This is a genomic window from Achromobacter sp. Root170, from assembly GCF_001428165.1.
GTDB classification, from domain to species: Bacteria; Pseudomonadota; Gammaproteobacteria; order Burkholderiales; family Burkholderiaceae_B; genus Achromobacter; species Achromobacter mucicolens.
In genome coordinates this window covers 413837-439078 of the sequence record NZ_LMHN01000016.1, presented here as the reverse complement: position 1 = coordinate 439078, position 25242 = coordinate 413837, and the positions used below count along the sequence as shown (strand labels likewise).

The 25242-nt window shown below is 68.1% G+C and carries 23 protein-coding genes; 5 read left to right on the top strand and 18 right to left on the bottom strand.

Features of this window, described 5'->3' with window-relative positions:
• Window positions 1-7: 7 nt before the first annotated feature.
• The 8 genes from ASD87_RS19975 to ASD87_RS19940 are packed head-to-tail and all read right to left on the bottom strand — an operon-like array spanning window position 8 to window position 7250.
• Complete coding sequence (locus tag ASD87_RS19975) at window positions 8-781, bottom strand: ABC transporter ATP-binding protein (protein WP_056325550.1); 774 nt, start codon at window positions 779-781, stop codon at window positions 8-10.
• Complete coding sequence (locus tag ASD87_RS19970; RefSeq protein ID WP_056325548.1) at window positions 774-1562, bottom strand: ABC transporter ATP-binding protein; 789 nt, start codon at window positions 1560-1562, stop codon at window positions 774-776. The genes ASD87_RS19975 and ASD87_RS19970 overlap by 8 nt, the downstream gene beginning before the upstream one ends.
• The gene (locus tag ASD87_RS19965; RefSeq protein ID WP_056325989.1) at window positions 1559-2539 is read right to left on the bottom strand and encodes a branched-chain amino acid ABC transporter permease; all 981 of its coding nucleotides are present in this window, start codon (window positions 2537-2539) and stop codon (window positions 1559-1561) included. Before ASD87_RS19965 ends, ASD87_RS19970 begins: the two co-directional genes overlap by 4 nt.
• Before the next feature lie 7 nt (window positions 2540-2546).
• Window positions 2547-3425, bottom strand: coding sequence for a branched-chain amino acid ABC transporter permease (locus ASD87_RS19960; RefSeq protein ID WP_056325545.1), 879 nt, complete (start codon window positions 3423-3425; stop codon window positions 2547-2549).
• Entirely contained in the window at window positions 3418-4353 is a 936-nt protein-coding gene (locus ASD87_RS19955; protein ID WP_056325543.1) for an NAD(P)-dependent oxidoreductase, read from the bottom strand. The genes ASD87_RS19960 and ASD87_RS19955 overlap by 8 nt, the downstream gene beginning before the upstream one ends.
• A 28-nt stretch (window positions 4354-4381) precedes the next feature.
• Window positions 4382-5125 carry an SDR family NAD(P)-dependent oxidoreductase gene (locus tag ASD87_RS19950; RefSeq protein WP_082586365.1) on the bottom strand — a complete coding sequence of 248 codons (744 nt, stop codon included), beginning with the start codon at window positions 5123-5125 and terminating at the stop codon, window positions 4382-4384.
• 46 nt (window positions 5126-5171) lie between these two features.
• The gene (locus ASD87_RS19945) at window positions 5172-6011 is read right to left on the bottom strand and encodes a MaoC family dehydratase N-terminal domain-containing protein (RefSeq protein ID WP_056325541.1); all 840 of its coding nucleotides are present in this window, start codon (window positions 6009-6011) and stop codon (window positions 5172-5174) included.
• A 27-nt stretch (window positions 6012-6038) separates the two neighbouring features.
• Window positions 6039-7250, bottom strand: a complete 1212-nt coding sequence (locus ASD87_RS19940; RefSeq protein ID WP_056325539.1) for an ABC transporter substrate-binding protein — start codon at window positions 7248-7250, stop codon at window positions 6039-6041.
• A gap of 172 nt (window positions 7251-7422) precedes the next feature.
• Here ASD87_RS19940 and ASD87_RS19935 point away from each other — a divergent pair, with 172 nt between their 5' ends.
• Window positions 7423-8652 (top strand): CaiB/BaiF CoA-transferase family protein, encoded by a 1230-nt coding sequence (locus tag ASD87_RS19935; protein ID WP_056325536.1) that lies wholly within the window; start codon window positions 7423-7425, stop codon window positions 8650-8652.
• Window positions 8653-8730: 78 nt separating this feature from the next.
• Entirely contained in the window at window positions 8731-9717 is a 987-nt protein-coding gene (locus ASD87_RS19930) for a tripartite tricarboxylate transporter substrate binding protein (protein WP_056325534.1), read from the top strand.
• A gap of 72 nt (window positions 9718-9789) precedes the next feature.
• On the opposite strand, the gene ASD87_RS19925 is transcribed toward ASD87_RS19930, so the two are convergent.
• Both ASD87_RS19925 and ASD87_RS19920 read right to left on the bottom strand, forming a co-directional pair.
• Window positions 9790-10005 (bottom strand): molybdopterin-binding protein, encoded by a 216-nt coding sequence (locus ASD87_RS19925; RefSeq protein ID WP_056325532.1) that lies wholly within the window; start codon window positions 10003-10005, stop codon window positions 9790-9792.
• 37 nt (window positions 10006-10042) lie between these two features.
• Window positions 10043-12313 (bottom strand): rhodanese-like domain-containing protein, encoded by a 2271-nt coding sequence (locus tag ASD87_RS19920; protein ID WP_056325530.1) that lies wholly within the window; start codon window positions 12311-12313, stop codon window positions 10043-10045.
• Between the two features lie 254 nt (window positions 12314-12567).
• Between ASD87_RS19920 and ASD87_RS19915 the strand changes: the two genes are divergently transcribed.
• Genes ASD87_RS19915 through ASD87_RS19905 form a run of 3 tightly spaced genes read left to right on the top strand, consistent with a single transcriptional unit; the run spans window position 12568 to window position 18097 of the window.
• Window positions 12568-14721 carry a hydantoinase/oxoprolinase family protein gene (locus ASD87_RS19915; RefSeq protein ID WP_056325527.1) on the top strand — a complete coding sequence of 718 codons (2154 nt, stop codon included), beginning with the start codon at window positions 12568-12570 and terminating at the stop codon, window positions 14719-14721.
• On the top strand, window positions 14718-16436 hold the full coding sequence (locus tag ASD87_RS19910) for a hydantoinase B/oxoprolinase family protein (RefSeq protein WP_056325525.1): 1719 nt from the start codon (window positions 14718-14720) through the stop codon (window positions 16434-16436). Before ASD87_RS19915 ends, ASD87_RS19910 begins: the two co-directional genes overlap by 4 nt.
• Before the next feature lie 44 nt (window positions 16437-16480).
• Window positions 16481-18097 carry an ABC transporter substrate-binding protein gene (locus ASD87_RS19905; RefSeq protein WP_056325523.1) on the top strand — a complete coding sequence of 539 codons (1617 nt, stop codon included), beginning with the start codon at window positions 16481-16483 and terminating at the stop codon, window positions 18095-18097.
• A gap of 75 nt (window positions 18098-18172) precedes the next feature.
• On the opposite strand, the gene ASD87_RS19900 is transcribed toward ASD87_RS19905, so the two are convergent.
• The 8 genes from ASD87_RS19900 to ASD87_RS19865 all read right to left on the bottom strand — a co-directional run bounded on the left by ASD87_RS19900 (window position 18173) and on the right by ASD87_RS19865 (window position 25205).
• Window positions 18173-19108 (bottom strand): CysB family HTH-type transcriptional regulator, encoded by a 936-nt coding sequence (locus tag ASD87_RS19900; protein ID WP_056325520.1) that lies wholly within the window; start codon window positions 19106-19108, stop codon window positions 18173-18175.
• Between the two features lie 24 nt (window positions 19109-19132).
• Complete coding sequence (locus tag ASD87_RS19895) at window positions 19133-19483, bottom strand: VOC family protein (protein ID WP_056325517.1); 351 nt, start codon at window positions 19481-19483, stop codon at window positions 19133-19135.
• A 168-nt stretch (window positions 19484-19651) separates the two neighbouring features.
• Window positions 19652-20872, bottom strand: coding sequence for a cystathionine beta-lyase (gene metC, locus ASD87_RS19890; protein WP_056325514.1), 1221 nt, complete (start codon window positions 20870-20872; stop codon window positions 19652-19654).
• The gene (locus ASD87_RS19885; protein WP_056325512.1) at window positions 20869-21516 is read right to left on the bottom strand and encodes a cysteine dioxygenase family protein; all 648 of its coding nucleotides are present in this window, start codon (window positions 21514-21516) and stop codon (window positions 20869-20871) included. The genes metC and ASD87_RS19885 overlap by 4 nt, the downstream gene beginning before the upstream one ends.
• A 67-nt stretch (window positions 21517-21583) precedes the next feature.
• Window positions 21584-22405, bottom strand: a complete 822-nt coding sequence (locus ASD87_RS19880) for an amino acid ABC transporter ATP-binding protein (RefSeq protein ID WP_056325510.1) — start codon at window positions 22403-22405, stop codon at window positions 21584-21586.
• Window positions 22392-23222 (bottom strand): amino acid ABC transporter permease, encoded by an 831-nt coding sequence (locus tag ASD87_RS19875; protein ID WP_056325506.1) that lies wholly within the window; start codon window positions 23220-23222, stop codon window positions 22392-22394. The genes ASD87_RS19880 and ASD87_RS19875 overlap by 14 nt, the downstream gene beginning before the upstream one ends.
• Window positions 23212-23949, bottom strand: a complete 738-nt coding sequence (locus ASD87_RS19870; RefSeq protein WP_056325502.1) for an amino acid ABC transporter permease — start codon at window positions 23947-23949, stop codon at window positions 23212-23214. Before ASD87_RS19870 ends, ASD87_RS19875 begins: the two co-directional genes overlap by 11 nt.
• A complete protein-coding gene (locus tag ASD87_RS19865) occupies window positions 23946-25205 on the bottom strand; it encodes an aminotransferase class I/II-fold pyridoxal phosphate-dependent enzyme (protein WP_056325499.1) in 1260 nt (419 codons plus the stop codon). The genes ASD87_RS19870 and ASD87_RS19865 overlap by 4 nt, the downstream gene beginning before the upstream one ends.
• Window positions 25206-25242 lie beyond the last annotated feature (37 nt).

Below are 25242 nucleotides of genomic sequence, written 5' to 3'. Positions count from 1 at the left end.
GTTCCGTTCATGCGTGGGTTGTGGACGACGCGGACGGGCTGGCCTGCCCTCGCGCGCCCAAGTAGGCGTCGATCGCGCGCTGGCGCCCTTCGCGGCTGCGCAGCGCCTGCTCGTCCAGCTCGCCCACGATATGGCCATGCCGCAGCACCCAGGCCCGCTCTGCCAGCCGCGCCGCGACGTGAAAGCTCTGTTCCACCAGCAGCGCCGCCAGCTTCTGCTCGCGCTGAATGGTGGCCAGGCGTTCGTACACGCGCGCCACCAGCAGCGGCGCCAGACCCAGCGATGGCTCGTCCAAAAGAAGCAGGCGCGGGCCGGACATCAGGCCGCGGCCGATGGCAAGCATTTGCTGTTCACCCCCGCTCAGCAGGCCGGCCGGCGCGTTGCGCCGTCCCGCGATCTCGGGAAAGAAGTCCATCACCATCTGTTCGCGCCGCGCCCGCGTGCGCGCGTCGACGAAGTACGACCCCAGGATGAGGTTCTCGCCCACCGTCAGATCCGTCACGATGGCGCGCCCTTCCGGCACGTAGACGATGCCGCGCCGAAAACGCTGCGCCGCCGACAGGCCGGAGATGTCCTGGCCATCGAGAAGGATCCGGCCTTGCGCGGGCTCCAACCCGGCGATGGCCCGCAGTGTGCTGGACTTGCCCGCGCCGTTCGCGCCCAGCAACGCGGCGACGGAAGACGCGCCCACCGTCAGGCCAATGCCATGCACCACCGGCCCGGCGCCGTAGCGCACCGTCAGCCCTTCCACAGCCAGCAGCGCCGATGCCGCGTCATGCATCCTCGTCTCCCAGATAGACCCGAACGACGTCGGGATTGCCACGCACCTCTTCGGGGCTGCCGGAGGCCAGCAGCCGCCCGACATTCAGCACGTGAATGGTGTCGCAGACGTCCATGATCAGGTCCATGTCGTGTTCCACCACCACCAGCACCAGTCCGGGCGCGCGCAGCCGCTTCAAGGCGCTGGACAGGTCGCCCGTCTCGATGGAATTCAGGCCGGCCGCCGGCTCATCCAGCAGCAGCACCCTGGGATCGCCGGCGATGGCGCGCGCGATCTCCGCCAGGCGCAACACGCCGGGCGGAAGCTGGGCGGGATAGTCGTCGGCCACGTGCAGCACGCCCAGGCGGTCCAGCGCCGCCAGCGCGCGCTCGCGGTTGCGGCTCCGCTCCGCGCGGCCGCGAGGCAAGGGCAGAAAGGCGTCCAGCCAGTTGGCCGAGGACTGCCGGTCCAGGCCGATCATGACGTTCTCGGCCACGGTCAGCTCCGGGCACAGCGCCACGTGCTGAAAGCTGCGCGAGAATCCCAGCGCCGCGCGGCCGGTGGGCGGCACCCCCTCCAGCCGCTGGCTGCCCAGGCGGATGCTGCCCTGCTGGGGTGAATACAGGCCGGTCAGGCAATTGAAGAAGCTTGTCTTGCCCGCGCCGTTCGGTCCGATCAGCCCGGTGATCTCGCCCGACTTCAGGTGCAGGGCGATGTGTTGCAACACCTGGATGCCGCCGAACGACAGGGACAGGTCTTCGACCACCAGCGGATCGCGGTCAAGCGTGGCGTGCGCGCTCATGGGTTGCCTCCGTGCAGCCGGGCGCGCAGCCGGGCGGGCAGCGCATTGACGCCCAGCACCACGGCCAGCAGCGCCGAGCCGTACAGAATGGGCACCCAATCGCCCGCGCCAGCCAGCAGCAGAGGCATGAGCGTCAGGAACAGGCCTCCCAGCAGGCTCCCCAGGATCGACATCGAATACAGGCTGACCACCGAGCCGACCAGCAGGAAGATCGAGGTCCACAACGTAAAGCTGTTGGGCGATACCGTCGACGAGCTGAACGACAGCAGCGCGCCGGCGATGGCGGCGATGGCGCCGCTCAGGGCCATGCACGAAAGCCGCGCCCAGCTGCGGCGCACGCCGAACGATTCGGCCGCATGCGGCGACGCGCGGATCAGCAGCAGCGCCATTGCCTGGCGCGAGCGGCGGAAATGACGCAGCAGCAGCGCGACGGCGACCAGCCCGGCCAGCGGCAGGTAATAGCGCTGCGTTTCCTTGGCGATGCCGGGCAGCGCGTCCAGCTTGACGTACAGCCCCTCGTAGCCCCCCGACACCGACGAGAAATGCAGCAGCACTTCCGGCAGGGCCAAGGCCAGCGCCATCGTGGCCACGGCCAGGTAGATGCCCGACAGATAGCGCGAGGGGTAGGCAAAGACCAGCCCCAGAAAAGCGCCGGCGATGGCGGCCAACGGCAGACTGGCCAACAGCGACACGCCCAGATACTTTTCCATCAGGGCGACGGTGTAGGCGCCAGCGGCGACGAACACGCCATGCCCGATCGAGACCTCGCCGCCGTAGCGCACCAGGAAGCTCACCGAGATGATGGCGATGGCGTTGGCAAAGCACAGACCAAGGGTGTAGGTCCAGTAGCCGCCTGCCACCAGGGGAAGCAGCGCCAGGACCAGCACGCCAGCAATGGCGGCGCTCGCCAACAGGCGCCCAGGCGCCGCGGTCTGGGCCGCAGGCTTGACTTGCGCCGCCAGGCGGTCGGTTGACATGATCACACTAGACACGGGCACCTCCCCGGATCGCCAGCACGCCCTTCGGAAACACGTTGAGCACCAGCAGGATCGTCAGCAGCAGATAGGTGTTGTTGAACTCGGCGGACACATAGAACGACAGCAGGTTCATGATGGCGCCGATCAGAATGCCGCCCAGCACAGCCCCCGGCAGGCTGTTGAAGCCGCCCACGACAGCCGCGGCGAACGCCTGGAGCATGAAGGAGGACACGCTGGTCGAGGACAGGAAAGTCGTCGGCACGATCAGCAGCGATGCAATCAGCCCCAGCACGCCCGCCGTGATCCAGGAAAACAGATGCACCCGGCGCAGGTTCAGGCCGCACACGCGGCTGGCAAAGGGATTGGCCGACACCGCGCGGAATGCAATGCCGATTCGGGTGCGCTCGATCAGCAGGTACAGCAGCCCGATGGCAAGCGCGGTCGCGCCCAGCACCGCGAGGTCATAGGCGGTGATGTGGATCGGCCCGATCTGGCCGCGCCAAGCCGGCAGTGGCAGGTCCAGCGACACCACGTTCGAGCCGAAAAGCAATTGCGTCGCCCCCTGCGCGATCAGGCCCACGCCCAGCGTCGCGATGGTGCTGGTCAGGTCCGACTTGAATACCAGTGGCGCAATCAGGAAGTAACTGACCGTCATCACCGCCACCATGACTGCCAACGTCAGCACCACGGCCGCGCCCCAGGCCAGGTTCGCAAAGATGCCTGCCGTGAAGCCGAACACCAGGAATGCCGCGAGCCCCGCCAGGTTGCCGTGCGCGAAGTTCACGACATTCGAGCTCTTGTAGATCAGCACGATGCCGATCGCGCCCATGGCATAGAGGCAGCCGCTGACCACGCCCGCCCAGATGAGGCCGATAAAATCATCCATGGTCCGGCCCCTGCTGCGCCGCCGCGACGCCGGCCCCGTCGCTCCGGTCGATGATTTCGATCACCGACGGAAAGTACCGGCCGCTCCAGCCGCCGCTGGCGGTTGCGGCGTAATAGCGCTGCGCCAGCTCCGTCACGCGCGCGGTCAGGCCGGTTTGCCCGGCAAGCTCCAGCACGTAGCCGAGATCCTTGAGGGCGTACTCGGGCGGAAACGATTTTTCGGGAAACTCGCGCGGCAGCATGGCCTTGCGCCCGTGGTTGCGCAGCACGAAACTGTCGCCCGACCCTTTGGATACCGCATCCAGCAGCACCGCCGGCTGAACGCCGGCGCGCTCTCCCAAGACCATCATTTCGGCCAGCGCCACGGTGTTCTCGAACACCAGCGCGTTATTGATGAGCTTGACCACCTGGCCGCAGCCGACCTCGCCGCACCGGGTCACGTCCGAGCCGATGTAGCGCAGCAGCGGCTCGATGCGCGCATAGAGCGCTTCATCCGCCCCCACCATGATGCTCAGTTCGCCGCGCTGGGCGGCTTCGCGGGTTCGGGCGACGGGCGCGTCGGCAAATGCGATGCCCAGCGCCGCCAGGCGTTGCGACGTGGCGCGGGCCGACGCGACCGTCGTGGTGCTGAGGTCGACGATCACGGCGGGATGGCGCGCGCCGCCAGCCAGGCCACCCTCGCCCAGGCAGACCTGCTCCACCTGCGGGCCGCCGGGCAGCGACAGGAACACCACGTCGGCAAGCTCGGCCAGCTCGGCCACCGAGCCGGCGCGGCGGGCGCCGGTGCCTTCCAGCAGGGCGTGGGCCTGCGGGTTCGTGTCGAAGGCAATGACTTGGCCGGCGTGCTTGACGGCCATGTTGCGGCACATCGGGCCGCCCATCACGCCCAGGCCGATAAAGCCGATCACGGGTAAGGTATCTGCGGTCATGCGAGGCTCCTGTCAGCGTTGCCGGGTGTCAGTCCATCCACATGCCGCCGCTGATGTCCAGCGACGTGCCCGTGATCCAGTTCGAAGCCGGCGAACACAGGAACAGCGCGGCCTGCGCAATGTCGTCGGCATTGCCGTAACGGCCCAATGGCACGGTGCCGTTGGCCGACGGCGCGCCGCCGCTGGTGACGCTGGCCCACATGGCCGTCTCGACGGGTCCGGGGGCCAGGGTGTTGGCATAGACGCCGTGCGGCGCGCCTGCCTTGGCGATCCAGCGCATCATGCCGTGCACGGCCGCCTTGGACGCGACGTAGGCCGGTCCCGACGCCACGCCGCCATTCTTGGCGGCGATGGAACCGGCCGCCAGGATCTTGCCGAATCCCTGCTTGCACATCAGCGGAAACAGTTTGCGCGCCGGGTTCACCACGCCACGCACGTTGACGGACATCACCGCATCCCATTCGTCGTCGGTGCTGTCGCCAAGCGGCGTGCGGGCGATGATGCCCGCGCATAGCACCAGGATGTCGATCCTGCCGTATTCGGCCAGCACCGCGTCGATGACCTGGTCGGTCTCGGCGCGCGAGGTCACGTCGTAGCGGCGGTAGTCGATGCCGCCGCCCAGCTCCTGCGATTCCACGCGATCCGTGGCGATGACGCGCGCACCGGCCTGCCGGAACGCCTTGGCGATCGCCTGCCCCATCGCACCCGCGCCGCCGGTGATGAACGCGACCTGGCCTTCAAGATTTGCCGGACCGCTCAAATGCTGTGCCATCTTCTCGTGTCTCCTGTCAGTGTTTTTATCCGGCCCGCGCCGCGTCTTATCGCAGCACCGCCGTGGCGGACATCGCCAATTCGCCGTCCGGCCCGCGCGCCCACAGCGCGAGCGACCCGTCTTCCTGCGTGTGGCCTTCGATGCGGAAGGCGCGGGACACGAACAAGGGGCTGACGCCGCGAAAGTCGAAGCGCGCCAGGCCGCGTCCGTCCCCGTGTTCGACCGCAAGCTGCTGCAACAGCGTGGCGGTCAGGGGCCCATGCACGACCAGATCGGGATAGCCTTCTTCATTGCGCGCGTAGGCCTGGTCGTAATGGATGCGATGCCCATTGAAGGTCAGCGCCGAATAGCGGAACAGCAGCGTCGTGTCGGGCCGGACCTCGCGGCCCCAACGCGCCTCGCCCTCGTGCCGGGCGGGCGTCGCAGCGGCCGCGCCGGGTGGCGGCGCCTCGCGGTAGACGATGTCCTGTTCCTCGACGATGCAGTCCGTACCATTGCACTCGGTCGTGTGCTGGACCGTCACGAACCACAACGCCCCGCGCTTGCCGGTCTTGTTCTCGACCTTCACGATGCGGCTGCGCCGCGTGGCCTGCTCGCCGATGGGCAGGTTGGCCAGGTAGTTGATCCGGCTGCCGGCCCACATGCGGCGCGGCAGCGTGATGGGCGGCAGAAAGCCGCCGCGCTGCGGATGGCCATCTTCGCCCAGCCCGCTACGGCGCGCGGCCGGGTTGAAGAACAGCCACTGCCAGCCGGGGGGCAGCGGTTCGCCCACGCCCGGCGCGCGTTCCAGATCCAGCGTTGCCGCCATTGCCGCCACGGCCGCCGCGTCGATGCGCTGCGTGTGCGCTTCTTCGCGGCCAACCCACTCCTCGTATGCGTTGCTCACGCGGGCACTCCTTTACTGTGTGCCGGCCTAGGCCAGCTTTGCGTCGAACACGTCGGCGGGATAGGGCTTGAAGTCCCGCACCAGCTTGAAACTGCCGCCGGAGACGGCCTGGATGATGCCTTCCTGACGCGCGCCCCGATGGTCGCCGGGCTTGAAGGTCACTTCGCGCGCGCCGCCCACGGTCTGGTTCGTCATCGTTTCCATGACGTCGACCAGGTTCTCGCGGGTCAGCGGCTTGCCGCTGGCCAGCAGCATCTGAAAGCCCTTGGCGAACAGCGCCGCGTTGCTCCAGCCATTCAGGCCAAAGACGCCGATCGGGTCGTTGGGATAGAGCTTGGCCACGGTCTCGCGGTAGGCCTTGATGTTGGCGTCGTCCGCGTCCACGGGCATCAGCCAAGACGAGAAGTAGGCGCCATCGAGCAGCTTGCCGGCCAGCTTGTACGTCGTCGGATCCGCAGTGAAGAACGGCGCCATCCACTTGCCCTGGTAGCCCAGCCGGTCAGCAGTCTTGAGCGCCGCTGCCAGGTTGGCGTTGGAGCCGAACAGGATCACGACGTCCGCCTTTGCGTTGGCGATGCGGCGCACGTGGGGCGTGAAATCGGTGCTGCGGACCTCGAAGGGAATGGACTCGGCAGGCTGTTTCTTGCTGGCTGCCATGAGCATGTCGAAGCCGCGCTTGGCGGAACGGCCGAGCTCGTCGTTTTCCCAAAGCAGCGCCACGCGGTCGGCGTTAAGACCGCTGAAGGCGTATTCCAGGTTCGAGGCCGCGGACCAGCCGTAGTCGGGCAGCAGCGGAAACACCAGCCGCTCGGCAAAGAGCGCGCTTGCGCCGCCGATGGGCCCGATCATGGGCAGGCCAACTTCCTTGGCATAGGGAATTACCGCGACCGATTGCGCCGTGCCGACCGGTGCGGCCAGCGCGAAGATCTTGTTCTCTTCGACCAGACGGCGCGTGACGGCGACGCTGCGGGCCGGCTCATAGCCGTCGTCATACGTGACCAGCTTGATCTTCCAGCCGTTCAGCGCGTCGGTCTCGTTGATCCACTTGAAGCAGGCGTCGGCGGCGCGGGACAGGATGGCGTAGAACGGCACCGGGCCCGTGATGGGGGTGAAGGCGCCGACCGTGACTGTCTTGCTGGCCGTATCGATGCCGGGAGAAGCGGACTGCGCGCGCGCCCAGCCTGGAAGCGAAATCGAGGCTGCCGCGGCACAACCGGAAAGAAATGTCCTTCGATGCACGTTGTGTCTCCTGGTTGTTCTTCGATTGCCGCCGTCTGCTGAGCGACTAAGAATGCATTCTATATATTTAACAGCGACGAAAAATACGGGCTTTCCCTAGCAAAATGCCCAACACTGCGCAAACTTTGAACATATAGAATGCATTCTTTCAATACCAACGCCAGGAGACACCATGCACTCCCCACCCCTCGCGGGACGCCGCGTCATTGAATTGGGCACCATGCTCGCCGCCCCTTTTGCCTCGCACATCCTTGCCCAGCTTGGCGCCGAGGTGATCAAGGTGGAGCCGCCGCGGGGCGATCCCACCCGCAGTCTGGTGCGCGGCGGCCCCAGCGGCACATTCATCGCCTACAGCCATGGCAAGAAAAGCGTCTGCCTGGACCTCGCCCGGCCGGACGGCCACGCCGCCTTCCTGAAAATGCTGGAATCGGCCGATGCCTTCGTGCACAACCTGGCGCCCAAGGCGGCGCGCAAGTTAAAGCTCACCAAGGCCGAATGCCAGGCAATCAATCCCCGCCTCATCTATTGCCACATCCGCGGCTACGCGGACGGCCCGCAAGCCGACGACCTTGCCTCCAATCCCGTCGCCGAAGCGTCCACTGGCGTCATGGAGGCCAACCGCATCAATGGCCGGCCCAGCAGGCTGGGCCCGTCCTACCACGACCAATTCGCCGGCGCTTATGCCGTCATCGGCATCCTGGCCCGCATGCTGCAGCCAGACGCCGCCAAGGACGGCGGCCACGTCGAGGTCGGGCTGTACGAAACCGGGCTGCACATCGCCGCGCGCGATCTGGTGGGCGTGCAACTCAAGACGCAGCTGTTGGGACGCCCCGAACGCGAACCGCACGGCGAATTCAGCATGCCGGGCTACGGCGCCTACCTGACCTCCGACGACCGCTGGATGTACCTGCTCATGCTGACCGACGCGCATTGGCTGAAGTTCTGCCAGGCGATGGCGCTGCCCGAAGCCAACGACGCCTCGCTGGCCGCGCTGAAGGACAGAAAGAAGGCGCGCGAGCGCGTCGAGGAAATCGTCAGGAATGCGATTGGCGCGCGGACGTTCGACGACGCCACCGCGCGGCTGCGGATCGCTGGCGTGGGCAGCACGGAGGTCCTGCCGCTGGAACGCGTGCTGGATGCCGAGCAGGCGCACCAGCCCGGCAAGCTGCGCAGCGTGCACTACCGCGACCTGGCGTTCGACGTGCCGGAATTTCCGCGCATGGATGCCGCCCACGATGGCATTGCGACGCTGCCGCCGCCCGACCTGGGCGAACACACCCAGGATGTGCTGCAAGCTGCGGGACTGACGGCCGAGCAATGCGAGGCACTGATCGGCAGCGGAGCCGCCAGCGCCAGCCGGCCGGGCGATTTCGCATGGGCGCCCGTGCGCAAACAGGCGTGATCCGCGTATAAAAGGCGCCGATGGCAGGCCGGATCGATAACCGGCGCGACCGCCCGGCGAGAACCGAGGAGACAGAAGATGCAGACCAACCCCGTTGTGTCCGGCCTGTTCAAGGCCGCCATCGCCGGCTTGCTGTTCGCCGCCGCCACCGCGTCCGCCGCAGGCTACCCCGACCGCCCCATCCGGCTGGTCGTCGGCTTTCCGCCGGGCGGCGGCGCCGACTTCGTGGCGCGGCAGGTCGCGCAGCGGCTGGGGCAATCCCTGAACGCCAGCGTCGTCGTGGACAACAAGGCGGGCGCCAACGGCACCATCGCCGCGGCCGAAGTCGCGCGGGCCCCCGCGGACGGCTACACGCTGCTGCTGGGCGTCACGGCCTCGCAATCCATCAGCCCGGCGCTGTCCTCGCGACTGCCCTACGATCCGCTGCGCGACTTCACGCCGATCACGCAGGTCGGCTACACGCCGCTGGTGCTGGTCGTGAACCCCAAGCTGCCGGCCAAAACGCTGAGCGACTTCCTGAAATACGCCAAGGCCAGCCGCACGCCCGTGCCGTACGGATCGGCGGGCACCGGCAACATCACCCACATGACCGCAGAGCTTTTCGTGCAATCGTCAGGCGTGTCGAACTTTCAACACGTGCCCTACAAGGGCAGCAGCCAGGTGATCACGGACCTCATCGGCGGACGCGTCGACGCCTACTTCGACACCCTGCCCTCGTCGCTGCCCCTCATCCAGAGCGGGCAACTGCGCGCCATCGCGGTGACCAGCCGCACGCGCTCGGATACGGCGCGAGACATTCCAACCGTGCAGGAAGCCGGTGTGCCGGGCTTCCAGACCACCACCTGGTTTGGCGTGCTGGCGCCGCCCCGGCTGGACCCGGCCCTGACCGAACGCCTGTTCGAGGCACTCAAGAAAGGACTGGATGCGCCCGACGCGCGGCAGGCCCTGGTCACGCGCGGCGTGGAACCGGTGCTGGACACGCCAGCGCAATTCAGCGCGGAACTGAAAGAAGACTTGCAGCGGTGGCGCGACGTGGCGCAGAAAGCGAACATCAAGCTTGAATAGCGCGCCTGGCTCAGGCTGGCAGCTGCGCATGCAACCACCAGCCCGTTTGTCCTCTTCAGCCCGGTGGGCGTTTCAGAGCTTGGCCACGGACACCTCCGTGGCCTTCACAAAGGCGAGCACTTCGGTGCCGACCTGCAGATCCAGTTCCTTGACCGAGCGCGTCGTGATGACCGAGGTCACGATGCCCGCGGGTGTGTCGATGTCGACTTCCGACACCACGGATCCCAATACGATTTCGCGGATCTTGCCGCGGAACTGATTGCGGGCGTTGATGGATTGAATGGCCATGCATGACTCCAGTAGAAGATAGGTAATCCGGCACCACTCACCGATCGGCCCCGATGAGGCGGAAATCCTGCGCGGCGGCGCGTTCGAGCTGCGCCACGAGTTGCAGCTCCCAATCGAGATAGGCACGAAACCCGGCGTCGCGCGCCGCCAGATCGTCCAGCAGGTACGGGCTGATGTCCTGGTCGTCGTCGCCCGTCAGCACACCTTCGTCACCGCGCTCCAGTGGCAGCCCGGCCGCCTGCCAGGCCCCAGTGCCGCCCTGCAGCGCGTAAACCTCAGGCGCGTGTGTCTCACGGCGAAGCCGCCATTGCAGTTCGGCGGCAACGGTCTGCGCGAGCACGCCGTCTTCCGACACGATGACCACGCGCGCGGCGTTCGCGCCCTCCTCGGCAAGGAGTGCCGGCAGCCGGTCCGGCGCGGCGAAACGCGCGCCCGGGATGTGGCGGCGCACATAAGCCTGGCGGCGATCCACGTCATACACCCGCGTGGGGCCGTGCTTGGCCAGCCAGCCTTCGAGCACGGCGGCGCGGACCTCCGGCGCCGGTTCGCGATGGCGCAGCACGCGCACGCGCTCCGGCCCGCCCTCCAGAATGACCGGGAGCGCCGGTTCGCCAGGCTCGCCTGCGTGCGGCGCCAGCGGCGCGGCATACAGGTAGACCTCGAGGACGCCCAACTGGCGAAGCCAGGCCGCGGTGGTCAGCGCACGCACCCCGTCGTGATCGGCCAGCACCACGCGCGCGCGCCGGGTGCCGACATATTCGTCGGTCGCCTGCACCAGTTGCCCGCCGGGCGCCCAGCGCCAACCGGGAAGATGGCCGGCTTCGTACTCCTCGCGCGTGCGCACGTCGAAGCGATAGAGGCTGCGCTCGTCAGCGGCGGCATCGGCCTCGAACCTGGCGAGCCGCGCGGCGTCGATGTGGTCCACGCCCGCCGCTGCGGCCACGGCCCGAGCGCGCTCGCGCGCCTGGGCCAGGGCCTGTGGCCCCGGCTCGGGTAACGCCGCGTGGCGGCCATAGGCCAGCTCGCGCCCCGACAGCAGCCATTCCATCGTGCCATTGCGCAGCGACGCCACCTTGTTCGGGATACCCGCATCGATCAGCGTCTGCGCGCCCACGATCGAGCGGGTGCGGCCCGCGCAATTCACCACGACGAACGTGTCGGGATTGGGCGCGAGTTCGCCGATGCGGTAGACCAGCTCGGCACCGGGCAGGCTATGCGAGAACGGCAGCGTGAAGTTGTGGAATTCCTCCGTGGTGCGGCTGTCGACCACGACGATGTCCTCCCCGGCTTCCACGCGGGCGGACAGCTCGTCCACGTCGATCCAAGGCGTGTGCTTTTCATGCTCGATCACTTCGCCAAATGCCTTGCTGGGCACATTGGTGCCCCAGAAGACCTCGCGACCCGACGCCTCCCAGGCGCGCGTGCCGCCAGCCAGCACGGCCACATCGGCGTAGCCCAGCCGCACCAGCTTGCCGGCGGCATCGTGCGCAAGCGACTCATCCTCGTCGACCAGCACGATGCGGGTCGAGCGGCGCGGCACGAGGCGGTCGATGCGTTGCTCAATGCGCCAGAGCGGAGCGTTGGCCGCCTCGAGGAGATGGCGTTCGGCGTATCGGCCCGCCTCGCGCACGTCGAGCAGCGCGATTTCGGCGGGGCCGCGCAGCGCACGCTCCAGTTCGGCCGGCGCCACACGCGCATGGAGAATCGCCGCGGGCGGACCGAAGGTCCGGTACGTGCCCCCGGCCGTGCTTTCGAACACCACACGTCCGGCCAGCCGGTCCAGGGCCAGTCCGTAGAAGTGCAGATGCGCGCCGGACGACGCACCGATGAGTTCGATGGTGTGAACGTCGTCGGGCTGCAGCACGATGGACGAGCCCTGCGCGACGTCCACGCGGCGCACGTGCGTGAGCGTGTCGCGCAAGGGGTCCGAGCTCCGGCTGCGGGCATACACCTCGTTGCGCTCCTCACCGCGCACGCCGGCGATGATCGCCCACGTCGTATGGTCGTGCGGCGGCTGCGCCTTGCCGGCTTCGCCGAGCGAGAGGTATAGCGCATAGGCGCCGTCCACGTCCTCGGCCAGGCGATAGATCGTGGCCGGCCGCTCCGGATGCAATGCGAAAGTTTCCGCATCGAACAGCTCGGCGCGCGCGGCTAGTGCGCGCAGCAGGCCCGCCGCCGACTCCAGCTGCGCCGGCGTGGCGCGTCGCGGATCGGGCAGGATGGCCCGCACGTCGCGAATGAACGCGGCGACGGCTTGCGTACGCTGGGTCTGGAGGGAAAGGTCTGCGGTGGGCGGCAGTTGTGTCATGGCGGTTCCGGGTTCGGTACGAGGCCCGGGCAATCGCCGCGAGCCGGATGCCAGCCAGACTACGGTGCCCGCCACGGGCGGCGCAACGCAGAAATCCGACTATCCATATGCGCACTGCAGGCACCGCTGCGACGCATAAGGACATACGAAAAACGACCTTCCCCGCACGCACCCCGCTCCCTACCATCGTGGCCTTCCCCATCGTCGCGTCCGAGGCGCGCGGCGTCTCCCAGACCACGAACAGGATTGTCCCCATGCCCGCAATACCTCAAACGCCCGCCGCGCGGCGCGCCGCCGTCCGGGTGGCCGTCGACGTCGGCGGCACATTCACCGACATCGTCCTCGAACAGGGCGAGACGCGGCGCTCCGCCAAGCTGCTCACGACGCCTGCCGCGCCAGAACAGGCCGTCCTGGCCGGCATCGACGAACTGCTGATCGCAGCGCAACTGAGTTGGCCGGACGTGGATCGCCTGGTGCTGGGCACCACGCTCGCCACCAATGCGCTCATCGAGCGCAAGGGCGCGCGCACGGCCCTCGTCACCACCGCCGGTTTCCGCGATCTGGTCGAGATCGGCCTGGAGGACCGCTACGCCCAATACGACATCTTCCTGGACAAGCCGCAACCGCTCGTGCCGCGCGACTGGCGCCACGGCGTGACCGAACGGGTCGACGCCCAGGGCCGCGTGCTCACGCCGCTCGACGAGGACGGTGTGCGCGCGCTGGCTGACCGGCTGCGCGAGGACCGCATCGAGAGCGTCGCGGTGTGCCTGCTGCACAGCTACGCGCATCCCGCACACGAGCGCCGCATCCGCGACCTGCTCCGCGCCGAGCTGCCCACGCTGTGGATCTCCCTGTCTTCCGACGTGTGCGCCGAGATCCGCGAGTATCCGCGCCTGTCCACGGTCTGCGCGAACGCCTACGTGCAGCCCCAGGTGTCGGGTTACCTGCGGCGCTTCGAAGCGGCCGCGCGTGAACGCGGCCTGCGGGCCGAACCGTTCCTGATGACTTCGGGCGGCGCCATCGCGACGCTGCAAACCGGCGTGGACGAGCCCGTGCGGCTCGTGGAGTCGGGGCCCGCAGGCGGCGCCATCCTGGCCCAGCACATCGCCGAGCAGGTCGGCGCGGCGCGCGCGCTCTCGTTCGACATGGGCGGAACCACGGCCAAGATCTGCTACATCGACGACTACCAGCCGCAGATCAGCCGCAGCTTCGAGTTCGGCCGCGTGCATCGCCACCTCAAGGGCTCGGGCCTGCCCATCCGCATACCCGTCATCGAAATGATCGAGATCGGCGCGGGCGGCGGCTCGATCGCCCGGGTCAATCACCTGGGCGTGATCCAGGTCGGGCCCGACAGCGCGGGCTCGGCGCCCGGGCCCGCGGCCTACGGGCTGGGCGGCCAGCATCCCACCGTGACCGACGCCCACGCGGTCCTCGGCACCATCACGCCGGAGCGCTTCGCCGTAGGCAAGGTTTCGCTCGATCCCGCGCTCGCGCGGCTCGCCGTGCAGGCCCATCTCGCCAGCCCGGCCCAGCTCACGGATCCGGAGGCAGCCCAGGCCGTGCTGGAGGTCGTGAACGAGAACATGGCCAATGCCGCCCGCGTGCACGCCTCCGAGCTGGGCAAGACGGCCGACGAACACACCCTGATCGCGTTCGGCGGCGCCGCGCCGCTGCACGCAGCGCTGCTCGCGCGCAAGCTGGGCATCGGCACGGTCATCGTCCCCCAATCGGCCGGCGTGGGTTCGGCGGTGGGATTCCTGTGGGCGCCCATCGCCTACCAGGCCGTGCGTAGCCTGCATCAGCGGCTGGACCGCATCGACCTTGCGCTGGCCACCGGTCTGCTCGCGGATCTCACCGCGCAGGTCCAGGCCGTGGTGCGGCGCGCCGCGCCGGACGAGCCGATCTCGATCAAGCGCCAGGTCTATATGCGCTATGCCGGCCAGGGGCATGAGATCGCGATCGATCTTGCGCCCGGCCCCTTCGACGCGGCTGCCGCCCAGACGCTGGGGGAACAGTTCGCGCTGCGTTACGCGCAAATCTACGGCCGCAGCCTGCCGCACGTGCCCGCCGAGACGGTGAGCTGGTCGGTCTCCGCGCAGGCCGGCGCCCGCCGGGACATCGCCGCGGATGTAATCGACGCGGCCGGGCTCCAACCGGCCACCCCTGCCGGGCAGCGCTCGCTCTATGACCTTGCCACCGCAAGCTGGCGCGACGTGCCGGTCTACGAGCGCGGCGCCCTTGCGCCCGACCAGTTGGTGCGCGGCCCGGCCCTCGTCGTCGAGGACGAGACCACCACCCACGTTCCCGATGGCTTCGTGGCCCATCGCAGCCCGCAGGGGTCGCTGGTGCTGCACGATCAGCAACGCGTTCCCGCCACGCCTTCCCCGCTCCTGGAGACCACGGCATGACGTCGACCTCTTCCCCCGCCTCCGCGCAGGCGCGCGCCACCGCCGCGCGTGCACGCATCCGCCAACAGCTCGCCTGGAACCGCCTCCTCTCGGTCGTCGAGGAACAGGCGCAGGTATTGATCCGTTCGGCCTTCGGCACGGCCACGCGCGAGGCCGGCGACCTGTCCGCGGGCGTGTTTCTCCCCGACGGCCGCATGATCGCGCAAGCGGTGACCGGCACGCCCGGCCACGTCAACGCCATGGCGGAGTCGGTGAAGCACTTCCTTCGCGTCTTTCCCGCCGACACGCTGCGCGATGGCGACGTGCTGCTCACCAACGATCCCTGGAAAGGCACCGGCCATCTGTTCGACATGACCATGGTCTCGCCCGTCTTCCATGCGGGCCGCCTGGTGGCGCTCTTCGCGTCGACGCTGCACGTGATCGACATCGGCGGAATCGGCAGCAGCGCCGATGGCCTGGAGGTCTATCACGAGGGTCTGTTCCTGCCGATCGTGAAGCTCTTCCACGCGCACCAGGCCGATCCCGGCGTGTTCGCCATCATTCGTGCCAACGTACGCGAGCCCGAGCAGGTCGAAGGCGACCTGTATGCGCTGGTGGCGTGCAACGAGGTCGGCGGCCGCCGTTTGAAGGATCTGCTGCGCGAGTTCGAACTCGACGATCTGGTCACGCTGGGCAACACGATCATCGAGCAATCGCGTCTCACGATGCTGCACGCGATCGCCGCCTGGCCGCAGGGCAGCTGGACCAACCGGCTCACCATCGACGGCTATGACGCGCCCATCGAGCTCGCCGCGCGCGTCACGGTCGAGCCCGACCGCATCCTGGTTGACTTCGACGGCACGTCCGCCCAGGTCGCGCGTGGCATCAACGTGGTGAAGGCCTACACCGACGCCTACACCTCATTCGGCATCCGCTGCCTGATCGGCGCCGACGTGCCGAACAATGCGGGCTCGCTGTCCGTGGTGCAGGTGAGCGCGCCCGAAGGCTCAATCCTCAATGCCCGCTTCCCCGCCGCCGTCACTGCGCGCCACATCATCGGGCAGATGCTGCCCGACGTGGTGTTTGGCGCGCTGCGCCAGGCGCGGCCCGATCAGGTGCCAGCGGAAGGCAGCTCGTCGCTGTGGAACCTGCACCTGGTGGGCGGAGAACCGCTCGCGGGCGCCAGCGCCGAGCAGAACGAGGCGCTCATCCGGGGCCAGCGCTTCAATGCAGTGAGTTTCTCGACAGGCGGCACCGGCGCCCGCCCGGGCAAGGACGGACTGTCCGTCACGTCCTACCCGAGCGGCGTGCGCAACGTCTCGATAGAAATCCTTGAGGCCGCCAATCCGCTGGTGTTCGAGCGCAAAGAGTTCCGCGCCGACTCGGGCGGCCCGGGCGCGCTGCGAGGCGGGCTGGGACAGACCATCGCCGTGCGTCACGCCGACCCGCGTGCGGGCATGATCATCGCCGCTGCCTTCGACCGCGTCGTGCATCCCGCACGCGGCGCGCTGGGCGGCCAAGACGGCGCGCCCGGCCACCTCGGCCTTGCCTCGGGCGCGGTCCTGCGGGCCAAAGGACGCCAGCTCATCCCTGCCGGCGAGACCCTGGTTGTCCACACCCCGGGCGGCGGCGGCCTGGGCGATCCGGCCGGCCGCGCGCCCGCGCTGCTGCGGGAAGACCTGCAGCTGGGCCTGGTGAGTCCAGAGCAATCGCGCGACCGCTATCGCACCTCCTGAAACCCTGCCCGCACCGCTTTCCTACTCAATCACGAGCCATTGCCATGACCCTGACCCGCCGTACGCTTCTACACGCCGCCCTCGCCACAGCGCTGGCCGCACCCTTCGCCTTGCCCGGCAACGCCGCAGCCCAAGCCGCCGCCAAGCCCCAAGGCGGCACCCTGACCCTGTTGCTGCCATCCGAACCCACCGCGCTCGTGACCGTCGGCAACGTCGCCACGCCCATCCTGAGCGTCAGCGCCAAAGTCACGGAAGGCCTGCTCAAATACGATTACGACCTTACGCCGCAACCGCAGCTCGCCACGGCCTGGACGATCAGCCCCGACGGCACCGTGTACACGTTCACGCTGCGCCAGGGCGTGCGCTGGCATGATGGCAAGCCGTTCACCTCGGCGGACGTCGCCTATTCGCTCAACCTGCTCAAGAAGATCCACCCGCGCGGACGCAACACATTCGCCAACGTCACGGCGATCGAGACGCCGGACGACCACACGGTGGTCCTGCGCCTGTCCAAGCCGGCGCCCTATCTGATCCGCGCCTTCGTAGCCACCGAAACGCCGATCGTTCCGCGGCACATCTACGAGGGAACCGACCCGCTCTCCAACCCGGCGACGGCCGCCCCGATCGGCACGGGCCCATTCAAGTTCAAGGAATGGGTGCGCGGCAGCCACATCGTGTACGAGCGCAATCCCGACTACTGGGACAAGCCCAAGCCTTACGTGGACCGCCTGATCGTGCGCGTGGTCGCCGATCCGGCCGCTGCGGCAATCGCCTTCGAAACCGGCACGGTCGACCTTGGCTACCGCACACCGGTGCCGCTCGCCGACCTGGAACGCCTGCGCAAGGTGCCCAGCCTGCGCTTCGAGACCAAGGGAAACAGTTATTCGTTCAACGTGACGCGCCTCGAGTTCAATCTCGACAACCCCTATTTCAAGAACGAAAAGGTGCGCCAGGCGATCGCGCACGCCATCGACCGCAACGTGATCCTGAAGGTCGTGAACTATGGCGTCGGGCAGGTGGCCTACTCGCCAATCGCCCCGGGACTGATGGCCTACAACGACCCCGCCCCTACACCTTATCCCTTCGACCTGAAGCGCGCCAACGCCCTGCTCGACGAAGCAGGCTACCCGCGCGGCGCGAACAACGTGCGCTTCTCGGTCCCGCTAGACTTCAACCCCATCGGCGCCGACGGCGCGCGGCTGGCGGACTATCTGCGCACCACGCTTGGCCGCGTGGGTATTGCCGTCAACGTGCGCGCCCAGGACGCCTCGGCGTTCATCAAGCGCGTCTACACCGACCGCGACTTCGCGTTCACGACAAACGGCGCGAGCAACCTGTTCGACCCGACGGTGGGCGTGCAGCGCTTGTACTGGTCGAAAAACTTCATCAAGGGTGTGCCTTTCTCCAATGGCACCCATTACAGCAACCCGAAGGTCGATGCCCTGCTCGAGGCCGCGGCCGTGGAAAACGACCCAGCGCGGCGCGTGGCGCTGTTCAAGGAGTTTCAGGAGATCGTGGCTCGCGAAGTGCCCGATCTGAACCTGTATCAACCGGAGTTCATCACGATCGCAAACCAGCGCGTTCACGATCATTCGCTCACCGCCGACGGGGTGGAGTCGAATCTGGCGGACGTATATCTCGATCCGCCGGCCGGGCGCTGAGAAGATTGGCTCGACGGGATGCGCCTGGGGGACGCGCGAGCCGCCGCTTCGGCGGCGCCCCGGTTGAGTGCGTCGTCACCCGCCGATGTCCTCGCCGCGCAGCGCCGCTTCGACGATAGGCTGCGTCAGCGTGGGCACGAAGAGCTCGATGAAGTGATAGGCGTAACCGCGCAGCCACGCGCCACGGCGCACGGCCAGCCGCGTCAGGTTGATCTCGAACAGATGCCGCGCGTCGATGGCCGTGATCCGTGTATCGCGCTCCGCATCCCACGCAACCGAGGCCACGATGCCCACGCCCATTTCGAGCTCGACGTAGGTCTTGATCACGTCGGCGTCCATGGCTGTCATGACAATATCCGGCGTAATGCCGGCGCGCGCGAACGCCTCGTCGATATGCGCGCGGCCTGTGTAGCCCTGTCCGTAGGTGATGATCGGATAGGCCGCGAGCTGCGACAGCGTGGGCGCGACGGTGCCGGCCAGCGGGTGGTGCGGCGGGACGATGACGCTGTGCGTCCAGCGATAGCAAGGCAGGTTCACCAGGCCCGAGTAATCGGCCACCGCCTCCGTGGCCACGCCAATGTCCGCCTCGCCTTCGAGCAGCATCTCGGAGACCTGCTTGGGCGAGCCCTGGTGCAGGTGCAATACCACTTCCGGATAACGCGCTCGGAATTCCTTGATGACGGGCGGGAGCGCGTAGCGCGCCTGCGAGTGCGTCGCCGCGATGGACAGCACCCCCGTCGTCGCACCGGCATACTCCGCGCCCGCATGGCGGATGTTGTCGGCGGCCTGCAGGATCTGCTCGACGAGCGGCAGGATCAGCTCGCCGGGCGGCGTGAGGCCGATCAGGCGCTTGCCGGATCGCACGAAGATGTCGACGCCCACCTCTTCCTCAAGTTCACGGATCTGCCGGCTCACGCCGGGCTGCGAGGTATGCAGGCTCTCCGACACATCGGTGAGGTTGAAATCGCGGCGCACCGCTTCGCGCACGGAGCGCAATTGCTGAAAGTTCATGGGCGTCGTCCGTCGGTGCTCGTCTCAACCCAGCAGGGCAAGCTGGTTGCCGCTGGGATCCTTCACGTACATCACGCGCTCAGGCGCAGTGTCGGCCGAGCACACCGGGTGATGGCCGGCCGCGTGCAGGCGGTCGCGAACCGCCTCGAAGGCGTCGGTGCGCAGGGCAAGGTAGTCGGCCTTGACACCCGCCGCGAGGCTGGCCACGGGCGACAACGACAGGGTCGCGTTGCCTAGCGCGAACGTGAGACGGGCGCCGCTCTCGCCCGCCACCTCGTTCAGCCCGAGGATGTGACGATAGAACTCACGAATCGCGCCGGCCTGCCGATCGAGAAACGAGAGTTGGACGGATTCGATGGACAAAATGAAGGACATGCCTGGATTTCCGCTGATGAATCAGGCACATGATAGGCACGCAGGCCAATGAAAAACAAAGAGGATGTAGTCCGGTCTACATGAGCGCGAGACTTAAGGATGAATCGGCCTTTGCATATAGCTTGAAGCCGGGGTCGGCGCGGCGGCCAGTACCGCGCCGGCCCGCGTTCAGGCGGTCAGCCGCAGCCGATCGCGCACGGCGGCAAAGCCCCGCTCCAGATCGGCGATCAGGTCGTCCGGATGCTCCAGCCCCACATGCAGGCGCACGGCGCAGCGCCCGCCCGGCCAGCCCGTATGCTCGGCCAGGCGCTGCGGTGCGGCCTCAAGCGCCAGGCTCTCGTAACCGCCCCACGATGCGCCGATCGAGAAGTAGCGCAACGCATCGACGAAGACGCCGGCCGCCCACGGACCGTTCTGCGCGAACGCGAACGTCAAGAGGCCGTTGGCGCCGCTGAAATCGCGCTTCCACAGCGCGTGGCCCGGGTCCTTCGGCAGTGGCGGGTAGTACACCTGGGAAACGTCTGAATGGGCCGACAGGTATGCGGCCACCGCCGTGGCATTGGCTTGGTGCCGCGCCAGCCTCACATCGAGCGTGCGGATGCCGCGCAGCGTGAGATACGCGTCATCGGCCCCCACGGACAGCCCCAGCGCATCGTGCGTAGCCGCGAGGCGGTCAAAGAGGTCGGGCGTATCGGCGGTGACCGAACCCATCATCACGTCCGAATGCCCGGCGAGATACTTGGTGGCGGCCTGGATCGAGATATTGGCCCCCAACGCCAGGGGCTGGTGATACAGGCCCGCGCCCCACGTGTTGTCGATCGCGACCACGACGCCGCGCTCGCGTGCCTGGGCAGCCAGCGCCGGCAGGTCGAGCACTTCGTAAAGCAGCGAGCCCGGCGATTCGACATACAACAGGCGCGTCTGGGGCCGCAGCAGGTCGGGCAGCGCATCGCGCCCCGGGGTGAAGTACTCCACCCTGATGCCCTGCCGCTGAAGCAGCACCTGGTCCACCTTGCGCACCGGCGCGTAGACACTGTCGCTCACCAGCACATGATCGCCGGGCTTGAGCAGCGCGAGAAAGACCAGCGAGATGGCGGACAGGCCGGACGGCGCGAGCAGCGTGCGATAGCCTCCCTCGAGCGTCGTGATCGCGGACTCCAGAGCGGCGTGCGTGTCCAGGCCATGCCGGCCATAGGTCGCCACGCGCTCACCCGCGCCGCGTCGCGCCTGCAAGGTTTGCTGCGCCGCGCTGTCCGCAAACCGGACGGTGCTCGTGCGAACCACCGGGACGTTCACAGGGCCGGCCCCGCCGCGCAGCGCCGGCGAACCGACGTGGATCAGGCGCGTGCGCAGATCGGCGTCGTCATGCGAGAGGGAATCTTGGCTCATGCTCGCACCTCGACGCTGGGCGTCAACTGACTGGCGTTGTAGTTGATGATCTCGCCGGTTTCCGGCTGGATTCCGATGCGGCCGTCGAGCGTCTCTAGCGGCCGCCCGTAGAGATGGAAGTGCAGCGTGGGGCCGCCATCAACCACGTGGATGCTGTGGATGTCGTCGGGCAGGAAGGCGATGGCCTGGCCCGGTTCCACCAGCACCTCCCGGACCTGCTCCAGCCGGGCCACCCCTGCCGTCGCGCCATCGTCAGTGCGCCGGTAGACGCGATTGAGTTCGGCGCCGGACAGCGCCACGATCACTGCCCAGGTGGTGTGGTTGTGCGGCACCGTGGTTTTGCCAGGGTTGATCGCGTTGAGATAGAGCGCGAGATCGTCATCGCCATCGTCGGGATTGAGACGGTAGCGCGTCGACGACTCCCGGGCGCCTGGCGCCGGCGCGGGAAACGCCTCGGGCGGAAAGAGATGGCGTTCGGCCGCCAGCGCCTCCAGTCGCCGGGAGACCTGCGCCAGCGTGGCGCGGTCTAGCGCCTCACCGCCGACGGCGCGCGCGGCAAGGATCAGGCGGATGTCCGCCAGCGCGGCATCGACGCTGGCGCGGCGGGCCGTGGGGGCCTGCGCGGGGGATCGGGCTAGGGTCATCATGGACTCCTCGTGGTGTTCGAATGGGACGTCGTGAGAGAACGTCTGGGTGCGCGGCGCCGGGCCGTCATACCGCCAGACGCAGCGGGTCGAAGGAAAACAGGGAATCGAAAGGGTCGCCGCGGCGGCGTGCCGGCACGCCACCCGCCGCCCGTTGCAGGAATGCGCCGGTGCGCTCGTTGCGCGGGGCGCCGAAGAGTTGCGCGGGCGGGCCGGACTCGACGATGCGGCCCGCCTCGGTGAAATACACGGTGTCGCTCACTTCCTCGGCAAAGCGCATCTCGTGGGTCACCAGCACGCAGGTCAGTCCATCGCTCACCAGGTCGCGGATGACGGTCAGCACCTCCCCCACCATCTCGGGATCCAGCGCCGAGGTCACCTCGTCGAACAGCATCAGCTCCGGCTCAAGCGCGAGCGCGCGGGCAATCGCCACGCGCTGCTGCTGGCCGCCCGAGAGCTCCCCGGGGTAGGCGCCCGCCTTGTGTTCCATGTGCACGCGGGCGAGCAGCGCGCGCGCGCGCTCCAGCGCCCGCGCACGGGACACCCCGCCCACCTTGATCGGCGCGGCCACCAGGTTCTCCAGCACGCTCATGTGAGGAAACAGGTTGTACTGCTGAAACACGAATCCCACGCGCTTGCGCAGCGCGATCAGGTCGCGTTCGCGCCGCAGAGCCTGTACGTCGACATCCCCTACGCGGATCCCGCCTTGTTGCGGTCGCAGCAATCCGGTAATGCAGCGCAGGATCGTGGACTTTCCCGACCCGGACGGGCCGATGATCGACACCGCCTCGCCACGCCGCACCGAGATGTCGATGCCGTTCAGAACGGGCGTGTCGCCGAACGCCAAGTGCACGTTGGACAGGCGGACGAGGGAATCAGTGTCGGGCATGGCGCCGCTCCAGGTAGCGCGTCAGGCGCGAAATGGGATAGCAGTAGGCGAAAAACAGCGCCAACAGCGTGAAATAGATGAGAATCGTGAAGTCGGTACGCGCGACGGTATTGCTGGCCACGGTCGCGGTGTCGACGAGGTCATGCACGCCCACGAGCGATGCGAGCGCCGTGCTCATGGTGATGCTTGCGTACAGGTTCATCCACGGCGCCAGCATGCGGCGCAGGCACTGCGGCAGGATCACCATGCGGAATATCTGCGTGCGCGCGAAGCCCAGCGAGTGCGCCGCCTCCCATTGCGCGGCCGGGATGGACTGCACCGCGCCGCGGAATATCTCCGCCACGTTCGCCGACGCGGGCAGCGCGAGGCCGATAACCACCTTGATCCAGTCCGGAAACGGCAGCACCCAGCCCGCCACCGGCACTTCGAACGGAAAGACATAGGTGGTGAAGTAAACGAGCACGAGAATCGGCGCGTTGCGGAACGCCAGAACATAGGCGCGCGTCAGCGCACGCAGCGGCGCGAGCGGCGAGAGCGAGATGGCGCCAACCACCAGCCCGAGCATCGTGCCCAGCGTCATCGCGAGCAGGCTGATCTGCACATTCATCCCCAGTCCGCGCATCAGCGCGGGCCACCAATACCAGAGCCGCTCCACGGCCACCGGCGTGGTGCCAGTGGCCGTCCAGTACACGGCTGGCACAGCGAGGATCAGCACCGTGATGAACCAGGGGTCCCGCGCCACGTTGCGCAGCAGGGCCGCGGCCCCTGCCGTCCACCCGGAGCGCCCCGGCGGCGCCAACGTCAGGTCATTGTCCATAGCCGGGCATCCTCAGCAGGTTCTCGAGCCAGCGGCCCGCCACGCTCACGCCCCAGGTCAGGAGACCGAAATACAGCAGGATCAGAAGCAGGAGTTCCAGCACGTTGTCGCGTTGCGACCAGATCATGATCGACTCGTACGTCACATCGCCCACGGCGATCGCCGACGCGATGGCGGTCATCTTGACCAGGTCCACCAGATTGTTCACCAGGGCAGGCAAGGCAAAACGCAAGGCGAGCGGCAGTTGCACGCGCCACAGGATCTCCCCGCGCGAGAAAGCCAGCGACCGCGCGGCTTCCAGCGTGACGCCTGGAACCGCTTCGATGCCCGCGCGCAGCGCCTCGGCATGAAAAACGGCCTTATGCAGCGCCACCACCAGAACCACCCACATAAAGGGGGTGACCGGATTGCCGCCCTCGAGCTTCTGCGAGATCAGCATGTTGAGCACGAGAAACGCGCAGTAGAGCTGAACCAGCGTTGGCGTGTTTCGCGTGAGTTCGACGAAGGCAGTGAGGGGCCGGGTGAGCCACGCCCGTCCGCTCGTGAGACCGGCGGCGATCAACACGCCGAACACGAGGCTCACGGGTATCGACGCGGCGCATAGCTGCAGGGTGACCCACAGGCCGCGCACGAACGCCACGCGTTCACCCGCATCCAGCACGAATGCGTAGTTCAATCCGAATGGGCGGGCGAACGCCACCCATCCTTCGAGCAGTGACTCGGTCATGCGGCCTCCGGCGCAACCTGGCGTAGGACCGTCGCTGGCCGCAGCGCCTTCACGGCCCGCGTGATCCGCTCCACCGCCAGCTCGAGTTGCGCGTCCGACGTGGCGAAGGACAGGCGGATATAGGGCGATAGCCCATACGCTGCGCCGCGCACCACGGCCACGCCCTCGGACTCCAGCAGCCAGCCGGTGAAATCGCCGTCGTCGGCGATAACCTTGCCGTCGGGACGGGTCGCGCCGATCACGCCCTGCACGCCGATCCAGGCAAAGAAGGCGCCGGCCGGCGCGTGCACGTCCAAGCCGGGGACCGCCGACAGGCCCTGCGCCACCAGCCGCGCCCGGCGTCCATAGGCCGCGCGCGCCTCGGCCACGAACGCATCGGCCGCACCTTCGAGCGCGGCAAGCGCAGCGGCCTGCCCTACCGAACTCGGTCCGGACGACACTTGAGACTGCACCGCCTCCAGCGCGGCGATAAGGCCGGCCGGGCCCGTTCCCCAACCGATCCGCCAGCCGGTCATGGCGTACGCCTTCGACACCCCATTGACCAGCAGCGTGCGCCCCTGGAAGTCGGGCGCCACGGTTAGCCAGTGCGCGGGGGGCTCGCCGAACCAGACTTCTTCGTAAAGCTCGTCCCACAGCACCAGCACGTCCGGATGCTGGCGCAACACCGCCGCCAGCGCTGCGAGCTCGGCCGCGCTGTAGACCGCGCCCGTCGGATTGGCGGGCGAGTTCAGCACCAGCCAGCGCGTGCGGGGCGACAGGGCCTGGCGCAGCCCGGCTGGCGTGAGCTTGAAGCCCTCTTGCGCGCGGGTCGGCACGATCACGGGCGTGCCGCCATTGATGCGCACGCTGTCCGGAAAAGTGGGCCAGTAAGGCGCGGGCACGATGACTTCGTCGCCCGGGTCCAGCGTGGCGTTGAACGCAAGATAGATCACCTGCTTGCCGCCGTTGGAGACCAGCACGTCGCGGGCCTCGTAGCGCAGATCGTGACGCGCGCCGTAGCCCCGCGCGACCGCCTCGCGCAGCGCCCACGTACCGGCGGTGGGCGTGTACTTGGTCTGGCCGGCCTGCAGTGCGGCCACCGCGGCCTGCTTGAGCTCGGGCGGCGTGTCGAAATCAGGCTCGCCCGACGTGAGCGTGACGATGGAGCGCCCCTCGGCGCGCAGGCGCGCGGCCTGGGCGCTGGCCGCCGCGATGGGCGACACGTCGGCAGCGCGAGCGCGTTGCGACAACAAGGCAGGAAACGGGCTGGCAGTCATGGAATGGCTCCGGGACAGGGTGCGGGGATCGAGGCGG

Coding starts and splice junctions, on each gene's coding strand:
- metC (WP_056325514.1), bottom strand. CDS start 20,872: ATGAGCCAAGATTCCCTCTCGCATGACGACGCCGATCTGCGCACGCGC.
- ASD87_RS19915 (WP_056325527.1), top strand. CDS start 12,568: ATGCCCGCAATACCTCAAACGCCCGCCGCGCGGCGCGCCGCCGTCCGG.
- ASD87_RS19910 (WP_056325525.1), top strand. CDS start 14,718: ATGACGTCGACCTCTTCCCCCGCCTCCGCGCAGGCGCGCGCCACCGCC.
- ASD87_RS19905 (WP_056325523.1), top strand. CDS start 16,481: ATGACCCTGACCCGCCGTACGCTTCTACACGCCGCCCTCGCCACAGCG.
- ASD87_RS19880 (WP_056325510.1), bottom strand. CDS start 22,405: ATGCCCGACACTGATTCCCTCGTCCGCCTGTCCAACGTGCACTTGGCG.
- ASD87_RS19865 (WP_056325499.1), bottom strand. CDS start 25,205: ATGACTGCCAGCCCGTTTCCTGCCTTGTTGTCGCAACGCGCTCGCGCT.
- ASD87_RS19970 (WP_056325548.1), bottom strand. CDS start 1,562: ATGAGCGCGCACGCCACGCTTGACCGCGATCCGCTGGTGGTCGAAGAC.
- ASD87_RS19885 (WP_056325512.1), bottom strand. CDS start 21,516: ATGACCCTAGCCCGATCCCCCGCGCAGGCCCCCACGGCCCGCCGCGCC.
- ASD87_RS19875 (WP_056325506.1), bottom strand. CDS start 23,222: ATGGACAATGACCTGACGTTGGCGCCGCCGGGGCGCTCCGGGTGGACG.
- ASD87_RS19930 (WP_056325534.1), top strand. CDS start 8,731: ATGCAGACCAACCCCGTTGTGTCCGGCCTGTTCAAGGCCGCCATCGCC.
- ASD87_RS19870 (WP_056325502.1), bottom strand. CDS start 23,949: ATGACCGAGTCACTGCTCGAAGGATGGGTGGCGTTCGCCCGCCCATTC.
- ASD87_RS19925 (WP_056325532.1), bottom strand. CDS start 10,005: ATGGCCATTCAATCCATCAACGCCCGCAATCAGTTCCGCGGCAAGATC.
- ASD87_RS19950 (WP_082586365.1), bottom strand. CDS start 5,125: ATGGCACAGCATTTGAGCGGTCCGGCAAATCTTGAAGGCCAGGTCGCG.
- ASD87_RS19920 (WP_056325530.1), bottom strand. CDS start 12,313: ATGACACAACTGCCGCCCACCGCAGACCTTTCCCTCCAGACCCAGCGT.
- ASD87_RS19895 (WP_056325517.1), bottom strand. CDS start 19,483: ATGTCCTTCATTTTGTCCATCGAATCCGTCCAACTCTCGTTTCTCGAT.
- ASD87_RS19955 (WP_056325543.1), bottom strand. CDS start 4,353: ATGACCGCAGATACCTTACCCGTGATCGGCTTTATCGGCCTGGGCGTG.
- ASD87_RS19960 (WP_056325545.1), bottom strand. CDS start 3,425: ATGGATGATTTTATCGGCCTCATCTGGGCGGGCGTGGTCAGCGGCTGC.
- ASD87_RS19975 (WP_056325550.1), bottom strand. CDS start 781: ATGCATGACGCGGCATCGGCGCTGCTGGCTGTGGAAGGGCTGACGGTG.
- ASD87_RS19965 (WP_056325989.1), bottom strand. CDS start 2,539: ATGTCAACCGACCGCCTGGCGGCGCAAGTCAAGCCTGCGGCCCAGACC.
- ASD87_RS19900 (WP_056325520.1), bottom strand. CDS start 19,108: ATGAACTTTCAGCAATTGCGCTCCGTGCGCGAAGCGGTGCGCCGCGAT.
- ASD87_RS19935 (WP_056325536.1), top strand. CDS start 7,423: ATGCACTCCCCACCCCTCGCGGGACGCCGCGTCATTGAATTGGGCACC.